The organism is Lentibacillus cibarius (genome assembly GCF_005887555.1).
GTDB lineage: Bacteria > Bacillota > Bacilli > Bacillales > Amphibacillaceae > Lentibacillus > Lentibacillus cibarius.
Map to the genome: position 1 here is coordinate 1,419,427 of NZ_VCIA01000001.1, position 18,466 is coordinate 1,437,892.

18 protein-coding genes are annotated in these 18,466 nt (G+C 34.0%); 4 read left to right on the forward strand and 14 right to left on the reverse strand.

Features of this window, described 5'->3' with window-relative positions:
* Nucleotides 1–130: 130 nt before the first annotated feature.
* A complete protein-coding gene (locus FFL34_RS06805; RefSeq protein WP_138602668.1) occupies nt 131–376 on the reverse strand; it encodes a hypothetical protein in 246 nt (81 codons plus the stop codon).
* A 705-nt stretch (nt 377–1,081) separates the two neighbouring features.
* Between FFL34_RS06805 and FFL34_RS06810 the strand changes: the two genes are divergently transcribed.
* Nucleotides 1,082–1,495 (forward strand): hypothetical protein, encoded by a 414-nt coding sequence (locus FFL34_RS06810; RefSeq protein ID WP_138602670.1) that lies wholly within the window; start codon nt 1,082–1,084, stop codon nt 1,493–1,495.
* 119 nt (nt 1,496–1,614) lie between these two features.
* On the opposite strand, the gene FFL34_RS06815 is transcribed toward FFL34_RS06810, so the two are convergent.
* From FFL34_RS06815 to FFL34_RS06825, 4 genes are all read right to left on the reverse strand, one after another.
* Nucleotides 1,615–2,439 carry a hypothetical protein gene (locus FFL34_RS06815; protein WP_138602672.1) on the reverse strand — a complete coding sequence of 275 codons (825 nt, stop codon included), beginning with the start codon at nt 2,437–2,439 and terminating at the stop codon, nt 1,615–1,617.
* A 338-nt stretch (nt 2,440–2,777) separates the two neighbouring features.
* Entirely contained in the window at nt 2,778–4,640 is a 1,863-nt protein-coding gene (locus FFL34_RS06820) for an ATP-binding protein (RefSeq protein ID WP_138602674.1), read from the reverse strand.
* 453 nt (nt 4,641–5,093) lie between these two features.
* Nucleotides 5,094–5,228 (reverse strand): hypothetical protein, encoded by a 135-nt coding sequence (locus FFL34_RS18780; RefSeq protein ID WP_267900360.1) that lies wholly within the window; start codon nt 5,226–5,228, stop codon nt 5,094–5,096.
* A gap of 410 nt (nt 5,229–5,638) precedes the next feature.
* On the reverse strand, nt 5,639–6,922 hold the full coding sequence (locus FFL34_RS06825; protein WP_138600615.1) for an IS110 family RNA-guided transposase: 1,284 nt from the start codon (nt 6,920–6,922) through the stop codon (nt 5,639–5,641).
* 572 nt (nt 6,923–7,494) lie between these two features.
* Between FFL34_RS06825 and FFL34_RS06830 the strand changes: the two genes are divergently transcribed.
* A complete protein-coding gene (locus tag FFL34_RS06830; protein WP_138602675.1) occupies nt 7,495–8,040 on the forward strand; it encodes a hypothetical protein in 546 nt (181 codons plus the stop codon).
* A 101-nt stretch (nt 8,041–8,141) separates the two neighbouring features.
* Entirely contained in the window at nt 8,142–8,387 is a 246-nt protein-coding gene (locus tag FFL34_RS06835) for a hypothetical protein (protein ID WP_138602677.1), read from the forward strand.
* Between the two features lie 612 nt (nt 8,388–8,999).
* Here the strand turns inward: FFL34_RS06835 and FFL34_RS06840 are convergent.
* The 9 genes from FFL34_RS06840 to FFL34_RS06880 all read right to left on the reverse strand — a co-directional run bounded on the left by FFL34_RS06840 (nt 9,000) and on the right by FFL34_RS06880 (nt 17,792).
* Nucleotides 9,000–11,561, reverse strand: a complete 2,562-nt coding sequence (locus tag FFL34_RS06840) for a hypothetical protein (protein ID WP_138602679.1) — start codon at nt 11,559–11,561, stop codon at nt 9,000–9,002.
* Nucleotides 11,562–12,120: 559 nt separating this feature from the next.
* Nucleotides 12,121–12,996, reverse strand: a complete 876-nt coding sequence (locus FFL34_RS06845) for a hypothetical protein (RefSeq protein WP_138602681.1) — start codon at nt 12,994–12,996, stop codon at nt 12,121–12,123.
* Complete coding sequence (locus tag FFL34_RS06850; RefSeq protein ID WP_138602683.1) at nt 12,993–13,775, reverse strand: ImmA/IrrE family metallo-endopeptidase; 783 nt, start codon at nt 13,773–13,775, stop codon at nt 12,993–12,995. The genes FFL34_RS06845 and FFL34_RS06850 overlap by 4 nt, the downstream gene beginning before the upstream one ends.
* The gene (locus FFL34_RS06855) at nt 13,768–14,157 is read right to left on the reverse strand and encodes a helix-turn-helix domain-containing protein (RefSeq protein WP_138602685.1); all 390 of its coding nucleotides are present in this window, start codon (nt 14,155–14,157) and stop codon (nt 13,768–13,770) included. The genes FFL34_RS06850 and FFL34_RS06855 overlap by 8 nt, the downstream gene beginning before the upstream one ends.
* A 335-nt stretch (nt 14,158–14,492) precedes the next feature.
* Nucleotides 14,493–15,401, reverse strand: coding sequence for a tyrosine-type recombinase/integrase (locus FFL34_RS06860; protein ID WP_138602687.1), 909 nt, complete (start codon nt 15,399–15,401; stop codon nt 14,493–14,495).
* Between the two features lie 179 nt (nt 15,402–15,580).
* Complete coding sequence (locus tag FFL34_RS06865) at nt 15,581–16,345, reverse strand: hypothetical protein (RefSeq protein WP_138602689.1); 765 nt, start codon at nt 16,343–16,345, stop codon at nt 15,581–15,583.
* A 19-nt stretch (nt 16,346–16,364) separates the two neighbouring features.
* Nucleotides 16,365–17,222, reverse strand: a complete 858-nt coding sequence (locus FFL34_RS06870) for a tyrosine-type recombinase/integrase (RefSeq protein WP_171046304.1) — start codon at nt 17,220–17,222, stop codon at nt 16,365–16,367.
* Nucleotides 17,209–17,565 carry a hypothetical protein gene (locus FFL34_RS06875; protein WP_138602693.1) on the reverse strand — a complete coding sequence of 119 codons (357 nt, stop codon included), beginning with the start codon at nt 17,563–17,565 and terminating at the stop codon, nt 17,209–17,211. The genes FFL34_RS06870 and FFL34_RS06875 overlap by 14 nt, the downstream gene beginning before the upstream one ends.
* A 14-nt stretch (nt 17,566–17,579) precedes the next feature.
* Nucleotides 17,580–17,792: a helix-turn-helix transcriptional regulator gene (locus tag FFL34_RS06880; RefSeq protein ID WP_234031448.1), complete on the reverse strand. Its 213-nt coding sequence runs from the start codon at nt 17,790–17,792 to the stop codon at nt 17,580–17,582.
* Nucleotides 17,793–17,893: 101 nt separating this feature from the next.
* On the opposite strand from FFL34_RS06880, the gene FFL34_RS06885 reads away from it, so the two are divergent.
* Nucleotides 17,894–18,271, forward strand: a complete 378-nt coding sequence (locus tag FFL34_RS06885; protein WP_234031554.1) for a helix-turn-helix domain-containing protein — start codon at nt 17,894–17,896, stop codon at nt 18,269–18,271.
* Nucleotides 18,272–18,466 lie beyond the last annotated feature (195 nt).

Consider the following 18,466-nt stretch of genomic DNA (forward strand, 5'->3'; position numbering starts at 1 on the left):
AAAGCCCAAGCCCAGACACAGGAGACGTATGTCCAAAATCGGCAGTAAGCTGATGATATCGCCATGTTTTAGTTGCTTTGGTTCTATTTTCACGATTTTGGAATCCAAGAACGCTGGTGCAGCGTTCAATTTACCATAATGGCGTTTTAGTTTTGAGCTGTGAATAATTCAGGTAGATATAATTATTTTCATGCTCTTTAAATTCATGGCCGTAAAAGGAACGTAATTTTCTTTTCAATTTTTCTCTGTCTTCCAACGTCATTTTAATAGATAACAATTTAGTTAATCTCCATCTATCATCGTATCCACTAAAAAATGTCTGTAGTTGAGAATCGTTTGCCTTGCTTTTATTAAAAAGGAAATCATTGTGTTTCATACTCATTCCCCTATTCCCACCTTTATTTTAATTTAAAGTTTATATATATATCTGTTTTTGTTAGATGCATTTGCAGATGTCCTATGGGCTGCAGGAAGAATATACCTTGCCGTCTTAGGTTTTTCAACCAGCTCCCCTTTTTGGCAGCTGGGTTTGACCCCAATGTCAAAATCGCACATCAGTTTGCTTCTCCCAAATCCCGTGTAAGAATGTCCTAATTCTATTTATTCGTTCTTTCTTCCGCATTTTCCCTACTTCCATTTTCTGCGGAATTTATTATCTCAAGTGTACCATCGTAATGCTCTCTAACCCATCCTTGTTCTGTCTTATCTTTAGCATCAATCCTTGCACGTTCACCTGTTATCCTCGCCCATTTATCGACCTATTCGAACATTCGAACTTCCTCTTATGATCTGTCATAAAATAACTCTACCCCTTCCTGCTAAGCACTTATATTACGTTAAATATGAGTATATTTTAAAAATATTTAATTAGCTGCTGCAGTTTATGTAAAAAGATATACAATACTAAACATTCATTAATTCTCTGACATCATTGTATTACTTATATCTTTACCTATAATATGTTAACTTTGTAATTGCGCAATTTCGTCAAGAAAAAGTACTTTCCAATGGGCAATCTAAAATCCATTATGGAGGAAATAGCCTCTTTTTGTCGAATTGCTTTAAGTAGGAGGTGATAATAATGAAACAAGAATATCGTAATTATGCCAAAAAACTTGAAGAAATTGGTGACAAAATTATTAGTATCACTAATCGTACAGCAAGATTAAATGAAGGATTAGTACATACAAAGAAAGAATTAATAGAAAACCAAAATAACGCTAGAGTGGCCACTGAGAATTATAGATTATTAATTAATGAATTGTTGGAAATGAAAGTTCCCAGCGTTGTTGCGGGTGAACACAATGGATTAATAAGTGGCATTAGTTGCTTTGTTCATGGGCATAGCTTAATGAGGGATAGTATTAATATCGATGAAAATACAGTGGACAAGAAACAAATGGCACAAGGACTTGCTATTAATGATATCGGATTAGGTACTGTAAAAAGGTCTTCTGAGCGTATATCAGATATATTAACTAACCATTATAAATAGGATTGTTCTAAGTCTGAAAATTAAAGAAGGTGCTGGTATCAGTGCCTTTTTTAACAGATAATTGGAACTTAACCTTAATGATATACAACCAGATAACAAAAAACCTTTCCGAATCATTATTATTCTTTCACTATTCGTGTTACAACATTTTGCATGAAATCCATCTCCATCAATTGGGAGATCATGAAGTCTAAATTGTTCATTAGTTTTTCGATGGTTTCATTCAACTTTTCAAAGGTATAGTCTGGTTTTCCTGTCACTCTATAACTATAATTATCCCTAATTTTATATAATTCTTGCTCTTGCTCTGTTATCTTTCTTCTTTGAATAGGAACAGTCAATTCATCAATTCCAACAAAGTATCGGTGTGTTGTTGTATTTCTATAAAGTTTTAGAACATCCTTTTCTTCTTCGTTAATATCCCTGTATGCATAGGACAGTATCTTACTCAATTCTTTGATATCCTCATAAGTTAACCATCCAGCTCCTTCTTTCCGGATTTCCAAGACGGACTTAATACCATTAAAATAAACCCTTCTTATATTTGATATTAACTTACGCTGAGACAATTCATTTACCATAACTGCTACGTAGTCTAACAGGGAAATGAATCTTGGTATGATGCTTCTAAAATAGTAATTTTTTACTTCGTACTTCCAATAATTACTCCAACCAATTTCTCCTTCTTCCCTAAGTTTCTTCTCTATGGCATACGCTGATAGGGAATAATAATACGTTTTTACCAACTCTTTAAAGGCTTCTGAAATTGAATAGAGATAGCTTTGACACAGCATATCTTTTGCCGGAGCAAAACCATCCATAAACACTTCATATTCCAATGTTTTAAAGGGAGAAGTGAGCAGCATTACATTGTATTCTCTGAACCATTTTAATAAATATGGCTGCATTTCTTCTAAATGTTCTTCTAATAGCCTTTTATCCACAAGCCCCACCTCCAACAACATTGTACCATAGAGAAGCAGTTTGGCCGGATATAACTATCGACACCGCATTTCTTATGATCTTTTGCTTTAAAGCATGTGTTTTGCTTTTTATTTTGCTTTATCTGCAAAACAAAGTATCGCGCTTATAGATATCCTGAACTTCCGCAGCGCGGTTCGTTAACTATAGCTTTCATCGGAAAATAACAGGCACCGATTTCAATATAAAAAAAGCCCTGTAGAAGTTTTCACTCAACAAGACTTTCCAATCATTTCAACACTTTAAGGTAGCAGGGTCTGACCCATTGGTCCCAGCTGAAAAAACAAAGCTAATGATTATTTTATTGTAATACTTTAGCAGTTGTATTATACATTTCACTTATAGTTTTAAACCATCCTTCAATCTCTTCGTAAACACCATGTTGTTTCAATGAATCAGCAGTGATCTTTTGGGTTAAAGTAGAATTTAAAATTCCCTTTATAGCATTTTCCCTTTTCTTATCGTTCTTAATATATTGCATTGCTACGCCCTTTAAATAATTAGGAACATCAAAGTCATTCCAATTTATTAGTTGTTTGGAGAGGTCACATTCAAAATGTTCATCTATTAAATGTGGCGGTATGTAATTTTCCATTTCTCTAAGGCTAGTCACTACGCCCTTTCTTCTTCCATCATTTATACTATTCATATTTTTAACAGACTCTTTATATTTTGGAATATCACCATCATATAAATGAAATTCTTTAATGTTTGAATATTTGAAGTGGTCTAGATTTATCCAATTAATTAACCTGCTGCCACCTAAATCGTAAATACTAATATCAGCATTTTGTAGGTCAATAATATCCCTAAATTCTGGTACGGTCTTATTTATGTTTTTTAAAAAGTTAACATCATGCGGCCCTTCGACACATATTACAACACTTGAATGAATAGTTGGCAAAATCCCTAAAGTATTAACAACTTCCCTGATTTTTATCTCTTCTTCCGTGATAATGTATGGATTGCCACTGTCATCTTTCGTAATCATTATTAAAGCATCCTTGTTTACCATTTGTGCTATTTCGGGAGTATGGGTAGTTATAAAAACTTGATTCCCTTCCTGCTTAGCAATAGTAGTCAATGAATCTACAATCATCCTTTGGTAATCAGGGTGTTGAGATGTTTCAGGTTCTTCAATAGCATAAATAATATTGTTGCTCCCAGTTTCATCAGCACTTTTTTCGGCTTGCGCTCTAAAATAACTCAAAAGGATCAATCTTCTTACGCCACTTCCTCTTTTATTAAGAGGAATCTCATTATCCGTATCTAGGTTAAATTTAAAAATAGAATCCCAACTTTTTAGTTCGGGTATTGTCTTTAGTTCATTGGCAATTTCGTCATTAAAGTCGCGTAATTTTTCTATCGTTTTATTACCGATTTCCTCTACTTTCGTTACTACTTCGTCTCTGATTTTGTCTAATTCTTCTTGAAGGCTGACTAAGACTTCTTTCGTTATTGCCTTCATTGGGTCTTGTACCTCTTTATCCCCATCAGTATTAGCTCGATCCGATTGAAAAAGATTGTAAAGTGGGAGGTTTTCTTTAAGTTTAACCCATGTTTTTATGCTATCATCTTGAATATCTTTGATATTTATTGTCTTTTCTTCAAATATTGTTCCTTCATTTATAAGTGATTCAAAAATTGCCTTCCTCATATCTGCCTTTTTGGTTTTATTAATACCTTCATAGTTATCAATCTTATCTTTATGATTCTCTAGCAATTTTTTCAATTCAATACTTTTATATGTAATTAATGGCTTTTCATTTACAAGGGGGTGATAGGTATTTAAATGAACAGAAATACTACTTTTAGTAATTGAATTTCCACCAGCATTAATTACCTTTTTTACTTCTAGAAGATTTTCTTTATTTAAAAGGTATTCGTTTTCCAAAGACGTTGGATTAGATGCATCTAAAATTACAAGCTCATCACTTTCAATTTCAAATGATATACTTATCTCAATTACTTTTTCGGATGCATTTTTGTAGCAATCACTTGTTTCAGGCTTTACTTCATCATTAAAAAATATATTCAGAGCATCAAGGATGGTACTTTTACCGACGTCATTTTTACCAATCAATATATTCAAATTTTCATTAAACTTGACTTCTATATCCCGATAACCTCTAAAATTCTTTAAATGTAATTTAGCTAACTTCACTTTTTCACATACCCTTCTTTACTTTAATAACAAGTACCAGATCATTAAATCCGATATATCGGAAATTAACAGAAATAACTTTTGATTTTATCCCACCGTTTATTTATACACATAAAACATTCGATAAAATATGACAAAAGTCCTGCAAAACAGCTAAATTAATTTCTAAATTTTTATGACAAATTTCTCATGTTTTATAGCGGTCTTCAAAAAGTCAAAATTTAAAGGAAAGTAAAAGGATAAAATTCATTCATGGCTTATTGGGCAAATATTATGATGAAGCGAAGAAATTATTTTGACTATTACCAGCAACTTTTACCACCTTCCAAAAAGGATTATTAACAATTCTATATTTTTTACTAGAATTAACACCTATCACAAATTCTTTAATTTCTTCAGCATACGGTTTCTTAAATCCATTTTGTAATGCCCAATCTCTTATTTGGAACGGATCTAATGAATATCCAGATTTTTTAGTTTTCTCAACATTTCTATTGTTGATCCCTTATCATCTGGATGTGTAAATCCGGTAGATAAATTAATTCTTTTTTTTATTGTGTACAATCCTTTTAAAATCACCTTGTCCATGTAGTACCTCCCTCTATATAATTAAAATATCTTCAAAATGCTCTTGTTTTCTTAGAATTTCTCAACCACCAATTTAGGAGTATTACAGGGGGAAGGGGGGCATAGCTCAGAATACTGAAGATTCTAACATCCTCTAATCCATCCTAACGACTAAACTGGTAGTATTTGGTTAAAATAGGTATAACCATGCTTTACTTCTCCACACTACTTATGATCGCTCACCCTCCCATGTATCACGGGATTTTAATCCATACATTCCCTCGTCCTGCGTATCCACAAGGTGGAGGTCGGAAAAGCTCCTTAACTGGGTCGTTTGCCCGAATGGAATAAATAAGCTCCGACTCTGCATTATTGGTGTTTGTTGATTCCAGAAATCAAGTACATTTATTCATACATCTTGTTCAAAAAGCTTAAGCAGCCTGTAATGAATCGCTTTGCGATATACCCTGTAATAACTTACTCCCATCAAATTCACATTGTTTTTGTCCGATGGCGAACAATACACGTACTAACTTTCCACACAACGCAATAAGTGATTGCTGTTTCTTCAATGGACGATCAGGGCGGGTTGTGTAATGCGAATGCAACGCCTTAAACGTTGGGTTTTTGGCGACTAATGGCCGCACAGCCAAATATAAGGCTTTTCGCAGTTTCTTTCGTCCACGTTTGGTTATTTTCGTTTGGCCTTTAAATTTGCCGGAACTATGCTCCCGTAACGACAGTCCTGCCATATTTACGAGTTGTTGGGGGTGCTTGTATTTCGTGATATCCCCAACTTCTGAGAAAAAGGTGGCAACTGTCGTTGCTCCAAGACCTTTAATGGCTATCATTTCTTTAGCCCCTGGTATATCTTCCATTAGATCCGCTATTTCCTGTTCCAGTTCTTCCAACTGGTCATGGTACAATCGATATTGCTCCAAAAGGCTGTTTAATTCCTTCCTGGCAAAGCGCAACCCAATTTCAATACCAATGCTTTTGTTGGCTTTATCAACTAGATTTCTTGCTCTCTTAATTCCGACCCCAGCTTTCACGACGGTTTTCCATTGAGCTAATACTTCTTCCGGTGTCATGTCACGAATATCAGAAGGAAATGGAAAGTGACGTAATGTGAAAAAGGCTGTTTTTCCATCCCATTCTTTAAAGACATCGTCGAACTCCGGGAAGTATCGCTGAATGCTGTTCTGAATGCGTCCTTCAATGATCATAAGCTGTTTGGTTAGTTGATCTCTTAATTTTATTCCTTCTCTTAATTCGGCATAAATGCCTTGGAGAAGGTTCGGTACAGAGTATCTACCATCCTTCACAAGCTGTGCGATAACGCGCGCATCCTTTGTGTCGTTCTTGGTTGGGGAATTGTCATCGAGCTCTTTGGACTTCTTCACGTGCATGGGATTGACCAGCACAAAATCATTGTCCTTGGCTATAAGATAATAGGCTAGGCCTAGCCAGAAATGCCCGGTTGGCTCCGCCCCAAAAATGACATTCGTTTTTTCATTGTCCTTCTGAAGTCTGAAAACCCAATCTAGTAACTGTTGAAAACCATGTATTCGATTGTCAAAGACCAGTCTTTTGCCAAATTCATACCCTCGATCATCCTGGGCGCGTGCCACGTGTTTGTCCTTGGCAATGTCAATTCCTACAATTAATGTAGATGGAGTGATTTGCGATATTTTGCGATTTTGATTATAATTCATGTCGAGTCCTCTCCTTGGTATTTATCTATTTCGGGGTCAATGCGCATTGACAGCCCGTACTATACCAAGAGGGCTCTTTTTTGTTCAATCCTCAAATTTCTTCATTACAGGAATGCTCCTTAAAGTATTTAACTAAATCTTATCACTCTAAACAGGAGGAAGATGGTTAAATACAGTTGAAAATCTAATAATATTCACCAATAACTGGCAATAATCCCATGCTCGAATACCGGTATATCAACATTTTAAGATTAAAAATTTTCGTGTGGTGCTAAGTTACGTGTTAGCAGGAACTTTTATTTTATCCTCCTTTGTTTTCCTTTAGCATCCAATTCGTTAACTGCTTTCGTTTATCCAATCTAACTTTATTTGAACTTGCTATTTTTTTGCATTTTATCGATAATATAAGGTCTGCACCATAGTCGCCAATTGCTGGTGTTAATATGGAAATAAGGCAAATTAAGAAATGGTCTTTTTAATGTTCTTTTACTTAACATCCTCCCTTGACAGTTTCAACCAGTAACCATAACCTAATGGAAGACATTATATTTTAAAGAAAAAGGGGCTATTATATGGTGTTTAGAGTTATATTTGAAAGCGACTCACTGTCAGTAGTAGATTACTTCCAAATTGTAGCGGCAATCGGAACTGTCTTAGCTGCATTAGCTGCGATGATTACAACACTTCAAAATAGAAAAGCTAATAAAGAGTTAGAAACTGAAAGGCATATGATGGTAAAGCCTACATTCAGAATACAGTCACATTTTGAACAAAGAGAAGAACGAATTATAGATATAAATGCGCTTAACATAGGATTTAATAGAGTCCTAAATGGTATAAATGTTAGTTGGGCAGGACCAGAAAAAGTCAAGTCATCTATTAAGGAGCAATATGAATCAATGGAAAGTGCTATGAATCATAGTTTAAAAATAAGGTTAGATTTTTCGGAGTGCAAAGAATATGAGATAAATGGCACATTGAGCATCACTTATACAGATATTTTAGGAAAGCTATATAAAGAGTCCATACCTATTAATATAATCTACCATTTCAATAATATAACAGAAGAGTATCTACCAATTCTTCAAAATCAATTAGTAGGAAAGGCATTCATTTAAAAAGAAATATATCTATGATAAGAGAACTGATAATGGGTAGTTGTAAGTCTAATATTTCCATTCTATAATTATGATAACATCATCATAAAGGAGCAAAACCATTGGGAATCTCAAATTTTCTTCGTAATCTCAAAAAGAGTATTAGGGAAAGAAATGCTTTGGTTCGTGAATATATGACTGTAAAGAAACAATATGACCACATGATGAGGGATTTGGAAGGAAAAATAAAAAATGCAGAAACAGATGAGGAAAAGGAAAGACTTAAAGAATTTAAGCAACAGATAATTGACGAGGGAAAAAGAGTTCGAGCAGAAGAAGAAAAGAAAATAAGAAACCAACAGAAATAGATGTATAAACAGTATCCCTATGCAGAAAGAGTAAATGGAATGTTACGATGAGAACTACTTGATCATATTATTCCGTTAAATGAAAACCATTTAGAACGATTAGCCAGACCAGCCTAATTGAATATTTTAACTACCAAGCCTTTTTAAAAAACCGAAATTGGAAAGGCTTATTTGTCATGCCTATTTTTATTTTTTGCCATCCTTAATTAAAACCTTCTACTAGACTTTTATGAAAATTAGCCTTTCTATTACCCAATTTTAGCAATAATCTTTTACTAATTTTAGTAGATTAGTAGCTGTTTTTAGTCTCGGATGGACTTTTTGAAGGCGACAACCATCTACTACTTTCAACAAAATAAAAGATTATTTAATATTGCCTATACCCTTATAATTACTAATTATAAAGTATAAATAACTGTACTTCCTAACTGATCTATCTACTCTTCAATGCTAATATATGAATCTACTAAGTGCGAAAATAAATCCCTGTGTCCTTATTTATAAAAAAATGAAAGAATAAGAAAAGCCCTGCAGAGATTTCTCTCCACAGGACTTCCTTCTTGTCAAAAACAACCATTCGACATAGTCTGGGTAGTGACAGGCATCAAAACCTTAGAAGCTAGGTGTGAAAGTAACACCTGTAGATTCTGTCGCTGTGTCATTACCAGCAGCATCTTCATATTTATCTAATTGAGTTGAAAATTTAACTTTAATATCACCTGTTGCTCCTGAGTAGTCCTCAACAGTTAGAATTATTTCATCTGAATTATCACCAGCTGCTGCCGCTGAAATATTATAGTTAACCGGAGTTGTAGCAGAATCTTCAACGTTAAAACCAGTTCCATCAGCGATGATACTTGATGATTCAATATTCTCACTTAAAGTAACTTTAATATGGGTAGCGTCAACTTGTGAAGCAGAAACTACCGTTGGTGCAACTGTTTCAGCTTTAGATTTTGTTACATTAACACCTAAATCTAATGCAACACCATTTTCAATTAGAGTTAATCTATAGTTTGAATCAGCTTCAGCAACAGTATCACCTGTTCCATCGTTAACTGTAACTGTATCTGTACCAGCAGTAAATGTATCGTCTGTAGTATATTTGATACCATCAAATCCTGTAGCTGATACAACATCAGCATTAGTTACATCGAAATTAGCTTTTACACCAAATTGGTCAACAGTCCATAGGTATAAACCAGCATCACTAAAGTCAATAGTATCTACATAGTCTGTTGAAGTTATAGATGTTTTCTCTTTAGCAGTATCTGCACTTGCAATAGCCTTATCCATACCCTTAAATTCTACAACTTCTGCATCCTCAGCTGAAACAACTACATCTTTAGTAATTGTCTTAGTTCCTTCATCTGTTTGAACATTTAATGTAAGTGTAACTGTTTGATCTTCAGTGATATCTGAATCGGTATCAACTGAACCAGCAACATACCATTTACCATTTGAAGAATGCTTATGAACATCTACATAATCAGAAGACTCAGTTACATTGATAATAGAAGATGCTGGAATTGATACTACTGAACCATCAGAATCAACTGCATTTACTTTGATTTCCTTAGCGTATGTGTTATCACCAGTTTCACCATCAGCTAAAGTTTGATCAGTTTTGCTCGCTACATCTGTTCCATGCTTATAAAGAGTAGGAATATCTTCTACTTCATAAGTGAATTTCTCAGAAGAATTCGCAACTACAGTGAATGGAACTTCAACAGTATCTACTACTTCACCAGAACCATCTTTAAGATTAGCTACTAGAGTTGCAGAGCCTGCAGCTAGTCCATTAACTGTAACTTCTGCAGATTCCAAGTTATTATCCTCGTCGGAAAGTGATACAAATTCACTTTGATCGGTTTCAGATAGTTTATAATCTACAGTGTAACCTGATGGAGTAGAGCTTAATTTATTATTATATTGATCAAAAACGTCAAAATCTACTGTTGTAGATCCAGTTTCTACAATTGAAGAAGCGTGTTTGCTATCATCGGAAACAGTTAAATCAAACGGAGTAGCTTCTTCAGCTACAGTCACATCAAGAACTGCACTCTCACCAGTCGCATTTAGGGTTAATGTGATTCTTGCAGTATTTCCTTTTTCACTAGTACCTTTAGATTCAACAACTAGTTTACCATAGTTTTCAGAAGTTGGATCTTTTTCAATTTTAGTATTTGTCTTATTTACAACATCTTCATTAGAAATAGCTATTGTATGAGCTACACCTACGTAGTCTTTTGGCTCAACTTTATTACCATACTTATCAGTTACTTCTAAATCAATTACTTTCTGTCCAACATTTGCTGGGATATCAACAGAACCCTCAGCTAGCTTCACGCTATATGGTACACCCGCTTTTTCATTTACTTCTAATGAAAGATTAGTAGTTTCACCAGTCACTTTGTTAAGTAAAATCACATTAGTTTTACCAGCTTTTTCAAAAGAATCAACATTTATATAAGTTTCTCCATCTGAATTCTTTTCAAATGTAACATTTGCTGGATTTAATATAGACTCATCAGAAACGATGACTTTTACATTATCACCTTTAACTAATTCTGTTTCATTACCATACTGATCATATGCTGTATATGGAACAGTAACATCTTCTAAGTCTTGAGTCAAAAGAGTCTTGTCTTCAGGTAACTGAACATCACCAAGCGTAATAGAATCCAGTTGAGCGCCTGCTACAACTTCTAGTCCTTTTGATGCTGACAAACCAGTTTCATCATCAACAAGCGAGACATTTACAATATCGCCCTTTTCAAATGCATCTTCATCGGATGCAGTATCAACATAAAAACCGTCAGTTGAATTATATTCAATAGTTACATCTTTGTTTTGAGTTTTGTTGAATGCACTAACAGTTACATCATTGTTATCAAACTCAACTTTGTCACCATATTGATCTTTTAATTCAAAACCTACTTTAGCTTTTGCTGTTCCATCTAAGAGGCTTTCATTTGTAATAACTGCTTCACTAACAGCTCTATCTTCAACAGTGACTTCTCCTGTTAAGTCTTCATCACCTAATCCACTAATAGTTAGTACATAGTCTCCTTCAGCGAATTCAGCATCATTTGTACGTACTACTGTAGCTTTATTCCCATCAAATTTGTCGAATTCAACAAGAACAGATGAACCATTTTTAGCAGCTTCCAATTCTAGTTCTTTTTGTTCATCAACAGTAAGTTCTTTATTGAATGTTACTTCAAGAGTTTTAGCGTCAATCGCACTTACTCCAATTAGACATGATTAAATTTAGATTGCCTCTAAGTACTGACATATCAGTATTTTTATATTCAATTTATATTGGCATTGTTAAAGTATATGTAGAATGTACCTACTTTTCAAATAGGTATAGTAGTAAAAGGTATAAAATAGGAATGGCCAACATTTGAACAAGGCTAACTTTTATACACTAAAAAAAGGAAGCAAAACAATAATTTGCTTTTACTTCCTTTCCTAATGATATAAATATTTTTCTAATGCTTCAAAATCATCATGGTCGGTCAATACGCTTATTGCCTAGTTATATGGAGTACTCGTAGTCCACAATACAACGTGAGATCCACATCCGCTAAGTTTGTAGTCTGTTGAATCCCTTTTGTTATGTAACTAATGAATCTTTCTTGCTCCTCTTTATTATTCTGCCATAAACAACCTTAAAAATTTATAAAAACAAAAAGAGAATACCATTTCATTGTATTCCCCATAAAAGTCAATATATAATTTCAATTTCTTCATTTGATAGTAATCGTTGAAAATCTTCATTAGTTATTTTTTTCTTCTGTTGATTTAAGTTTAATACTTTGTTTACTTTCAGATGAAAACGTGTTTTTCTATTTGGGTATCTATGTATAGGAATTAAACTAGCCAAGGCCTTATAATCAGTAGTATTTCTATAGTAACTTTGCAAGAGTGTGTCATTACTTAGAATGTAAATTTGATTTGAAAAAGGATTAACTTTTTCAGAGAAATAACTTCTCTCAACAAAAACATATAGATCATGATCAATTCCTACAAAGTTTACTCTTATATTACCCGGTAATTGTTCTAAAATTGTAGAGGCCCAAATCAAAGATAACTCTCCCCTATTTTCATTATTGTTTTCTGAAAAAAAGGATTGGTATGAGCATAAAATAACCTTTTCAGCTGTTGAAAAGGACCGTTTACTTTCCTTCACTCGCTCTTTCAACCATTGGATACTCATAAAAGCCTTTTCACTTGCAATTAAGAATTTTCTTCTTGCTGCAGTTACCTCGTAATCAACTTTAAGTAAATCAATCAGATTTTCTTCCTTTACATAAAGGACTTTCCTGAAATTAGATAAGTACGATAAATATCGATACGCTTGATCCTCCATTATCCTCATCTCATTCGCTATCGTATCTGTTATTAGGATAGGTGCGTTTTCACTATAAGTATGAAACAGGAGATCATGATGTTTATTATAGGCCATTTCATGGGGGGATAAGGCGGAATTATCATAGAAATAAACTGTTTGCATTTCGTATAGAATATCAACAATTTCCTCTGTATCTGTGATAAAAGAAGTTTCACTTTGAATAAATTGATCTAAAGCTAAATCGCTCAACTTTTATTCTCCTTTCCTGCCTTAGAAAAGAAGCTTTTAATTTCTTCTAATATTTTCTTATTAGATTGTTGTGCCGCTGCTGGTAGAGAATGCCGAGCCATTAAGGTTTCTAAACTCTTAAAATTGTTAACATTACTCGCCTCAAGAATATAAGTGTCTATCCCTCGATCTTGAAATTCTTTTATAAAATTTATTTTTTTATCAAAGAGATCTTCTAAATCATTAAGCTCAATAAGTGAAAGTTCATATAATCGAATTAAAATCGCCTTATAGGGAGCTTTGAACGTAATCATAGATAACAGTATCTTTGTAAACAAGGATTCTTGCTGATTTTCTGGACCTGAAAAAAAAGAACATAATTCATATTCATCAAGCAATAATAGGGAAGCAAAGTAATCTGCTTTTCTCTCATTACTACTATTATCAATCTCCGCCTGAATAAAATGTAAATCCTCTATCTTTTCAGCGATAGTGATTAAATGATATAACTCATGGAAAAGCACAAAATTTTGATACATTCTTGGCTGGGCTGTATTAATATAAAAAATACTTTTATCATTGTTTGTTGTCCTAATAAAACCGCCAAACGTTAAATCTTGAATAGGAGCCTCAATTAAATAATGATTTTGCTCTATAGCTTTTTTGGCACCATCTATACGATTCCACCCTTTTGGGTGATAGGTCTGAAGATATTGATTGACTGACATTCTAATTTCCGAGCGAATTTCTTTATTTTCTTTTAACAGTTGAGGCAAGTCTTCAAATGTAATTTCAGGCATTTGAATTTTCCTCCATATTATAGATTTCAATCATCTCACAGACTCTTAACAACTGATTCAATCCCTCTTCTCCTTCTTTAGATAACGTTCCTGTTGAAAATGCAATAGCTCTCATATTTTCCAGTTCATCTGGTTTATAGTTGAAGTTTTGATTCATAAAATAGGTACCTTCAAGACCTAAAACTTCAGCTAAACTGCCAGAAAAGTCCAAGATATTAGATCTTTTCCCATTCAAATAATCCGAGAAGTTAGATTCAGACATACCTAATTTTTTTGCAAGTCGTTTTCTTTTCAACCCTTCTCCATCAATAAATTCGTTCATATTTTTCAATGTTTGCTTAGCATGACGATCTAATGAGACATTTCCAAATTGGTTGTTCATTAATATCATCTCCTTACTAATAAGTATATCACTTTATATACAAAAAATCCATATGAGCCGAATTTAAATGTATATAAATAAAAGGGGTTAGGTGGAATCGCTGATTTATATTGCGCAAAATTCATTTGAACAGAATAATAAATGTTTAAGAACACTAAAATAAAAAATTTGAACTTCAATTTTAGCATCACCATTATGATATTCTTCAATCACTGATTGTGTGATATTCTAACTATTCAGTTGAAATAAGTACTGGATAATTGGTGAACCTTTGTGTAACTATACCTATAGAATTGGATCTGTGGCAGACTCATTTTTTAATTTTCATTACTTCTTCACATCCTTTGTAACGCCTCCATCTGCTCTTCATAAGAGGAATCGACATAAATCATTGTTGTTTCCACACTCTCATGCCTCGCTAACCGCTTAATCACTTCAATTGGTGTCCCATCATTGGCTAAATTCTTACAAAAGCTATGACGGAAGCGATGCGGGGTGATGTTTTCCATACTAGCAAGTTTCCCATACTTGGTCAGCATTTTCTGAATACCGCGATCAGTAAAAACTCCCGTTCGTTCCGAAACAAAGAGGTACGTTGAGTTTATATGTATAGGTTTTGTTAAGGTTTGACGGTATTTAAGCCATTTCCTAACATTCCTTGAGTGCTTTTTAACTAGGGTAAGGCCGGCAAACTTACTTCCTTTTCCTAATACAAAGATCTGAATATCGCCACCTTTTAAAACTAAATCATGTACCTTCAATGCAGATACCTCATGTACTCTTAGACCACAATACAACATGAGATCCACGACTGCTAAATTTCGAAGTCGTTTGAACTCACTTTGCTCTAAATCCAAATAGCTGATAAATCGTTCTTGTTCTTCTTTAGTCAACCATTTTTCTTTATTATTATATATATGGTCTGTCCGGTTGATTCGTTGGATCTTTATTCTAGACGCAGGATTAGCTTGGACCGTTCCTTGATCTTCTAAATACTTAAAAAAGGATTTTAAGGCAGCGGTATATTTATTAATTGTAGCCTGAGATCGATTTCGTTGGTGACGGAGATAGTTGAGATACTCTTTTATATCAATCGGTTTAATCTGATTTATTGTAATGTCATTCTCACTTTTATCCAACCATTCGACAAATTGATTCAAAGAAGTTCGATAAGCTGTTATGGTCTGATCACTTTTTGCATCTTCAAACAAAAAGTTTAAAAAGCCTTCTATTAAATGGTTCAATATGATCCCCTCGTCTCGTAATTATTAAAAAGTGTTCTACGCACTTCCATCTACAGTATTTGAATGTTTTCTACGTATAATATTAGCCGTTATTTATGCGGATTGTTTATAGAATTCGATTTCTACGAACTAAAATTAATATGTAAAAAGAAAGGACTTAAAGCCCTTTCTTAATGATTTTAACAGTTTAATTTGCTTTTGACCTCAGATTCATACCCGTACTTTTTCAGAAACTCAATTAATGCAGTCTCGAAAATGGACCGTTGTTTAATATTTTTCTCCTGACTGAATTCGAGCAGCAGTTCATTTATTGCATCACTGATATGAGCGCATTTATTCATGCAAGTTCCCGGAACCGCATATCTTGGAATTTTACTTACATCAGAAGTTACATTCAATACTTCAAAAAGTCTATCCTTATAATTCGCCAAAATATGAAGAATCTCCTTTGATTGTTCATCATGGTCTACATTAAAATCATTGGTTACTGGTTGCTCAGGAACGGAAGGCGATTCCTTTTGTTCATCTTCATCTCTATCATTAACCATCCCAAATACTTTCGTATAATTTTGCTGCTCCGAATTCCATTCGTACCCTTTACTTTTCATATATTCACCTAATTTTGTGTGATCGGTAAAACCAACTTTTTTAGCAACTGTCTTAGGGTCTAAACCTTCTTCTAGATATTTTACTACTTTACCCGCCTTCCCGTGCTTCGGTGTTTGTACTATACTTTGTCCTTGCTTTTCCATAACCGGAACATAATTTTGCTTTTCTGAATCCCATGTGAAATTTCGGCGTCGCATGTACATATCTAATGATCGATAATCACTGTAATTTAAGTCATCCGATACGTCATCTCTCGGAGTTCCAGCCGCTAGAGATTCGATAATATAATTCACTCGTTTGTCATAAATTGGTTTTAATGCTTCAGTTCCATTCACTTAAAAAACTCCTATTCTTCTATAATTTATTAATAGCTTCTTTTAAGTCGTCAGATAATATATTCAAATAAATCATCGTTGTTTTAACACTTTCATGTCCTAGTAATTTCGAAATATACGGAAGCTCAACACCATTGCGAAGTAGATTTGTTGCAAAGCTTCTTCGTAAGGTATGAGAAGTAACTTTTTTATTCCATCCTAACCTTTTAACTGCTGCACGTAATTGAGCATTCATATAAGCTGGTGACACTCTACCCGTCTTTTTGGTGGCGAAAAAATAAGGCGAGTCTGAATCCCGAATACTTTTAAGATACTCTACAAGCGTAGGATATAGTTTTTCGGAAATATGAATAGTGATTATCTTCCCTTCTTTAATACAGGCTGTAATGGTTCCAGCATCTAAATCAACATCTTCTAACCTCAGATTAATAGCAGAAGTAATCCGTAAGCCTGTCCGGTACATAAAAATCACTAATGTTTTTAACAAAGGCTTATCTATTTCATTTATTAATTGATCAACTTCGTCTTCGGTTAATGTTACTTTTTGGTCTTCTGGAACTTTTGCGTCTTTAACTTTCGATGCTACATTTTTTTCAATCCAGCCTTTATCTTCAGCATATTCGAATAATGAGCGGATACTAGAAATATAGCGGTTTCTACTTCTTGGTGCGAGTTTTCGTTTCTCTTTCAAATAGATCATATAGTTTTCTAAATTATCACGAGTAACATCTTCTATATATACCGGGCCATTAAAAACATCTTCGATGAATCCTCTAAAAACTCGATAATCCTTTTCGTACCCTTCGAGTGTGTCTTCACTTCGTTCTTGTGCGCTTAGATACTGTAGGTAATATTTCGACGCATCAGCGTATAGCATAAAAACCCTCCTTACCATCTAGAAAGTCAAACTTAAATCGTAAACACAACGCATTCATGACTAATTCCAAGTTTTGTTGGTCTAATGAGTCTGCCTCGTTTAAATCGATTTTTGCATGGCCACAATATAGATGTAGCGCTAGACGTAGCATAAACTGCTCACTACGGGACCAAGGTTTCGAAATCTCCATTAATCGCTTGACATCAATAAATCGATTATCGAAATCAATATATTCATCTGTTAAATAGTTTTGTAATTTGCTATGATTGGTGAAGATGTACAAGAATGAATTCAGGTACGGGTCTTGAAATTTTGCGAAATCGAACGGTTCAGTTTGATTCATGTGTCCCACTCCTCCTAATTGTTAATTTGAAATACATCATCAAAAGTAAGCTCTAATTGATTAGCAATATTCCTTGCGACATGCGGACTTGGGCTTTTCTTATGATTAATAATTTGATTAAAGTAATTTTCACTCATCCCAACATGACTCGAGAATTGGCGTTGGGAAAAACCTTTTCGGATTAAAGTCATACGAAGCTCATTTGGATCTTTAACCTTAATTTTCATGAAATGAACGCTCCTTTCGTTCACAATTGTTATTTATTATTTACTATTGTAATTATTATATAAGCCTTTGTTTGCTAATGCAAATAAAAGTTCGATGGTTGGTGATTATCTTGGAACCGGAAGAATTCGGTGAGTACCTACGTTCCTTACGCAAACGTAAAGGACTTACTATAAAACAATTAGCGAATTTATCAAATGTCAGCAATGCATACATTTCACAAATAGAGAATGGAAAAAGAGGGGTCCCTTCTCCAGATGTGATCCGAAAATTCCATGAACAGCTTGATGTGAATCAAGAACATCTCATGCAACAGGCTGGCCATGTTCAAGACACGGAACATCACTCCTTTCCAGATCTAAAATCAATGTTACAAAAGCAAAATGATATCTATTACAAAGGAATCAAACTGTCCTCACAGCAATGTGAGTTGCTGCGGAAGATCCTCGACGAATTTATTAAATCGTCACCGGATAAATAAAAAGGGAGAACCGCCAGTGAAGACACACAGCATATCTATTCAAAGTTGCCGTGGCTTAATGGGGTTCTCCCTTTTTTGGTTATGATATTTTGATTTCCTTTTAACGCTTGCATAAATACTATACCAGCGTTTTTTCATATTTTAAGAGATTGAATACACTTTTTTAGGAAAAATGATCTCTTTTTTCAAATTCAA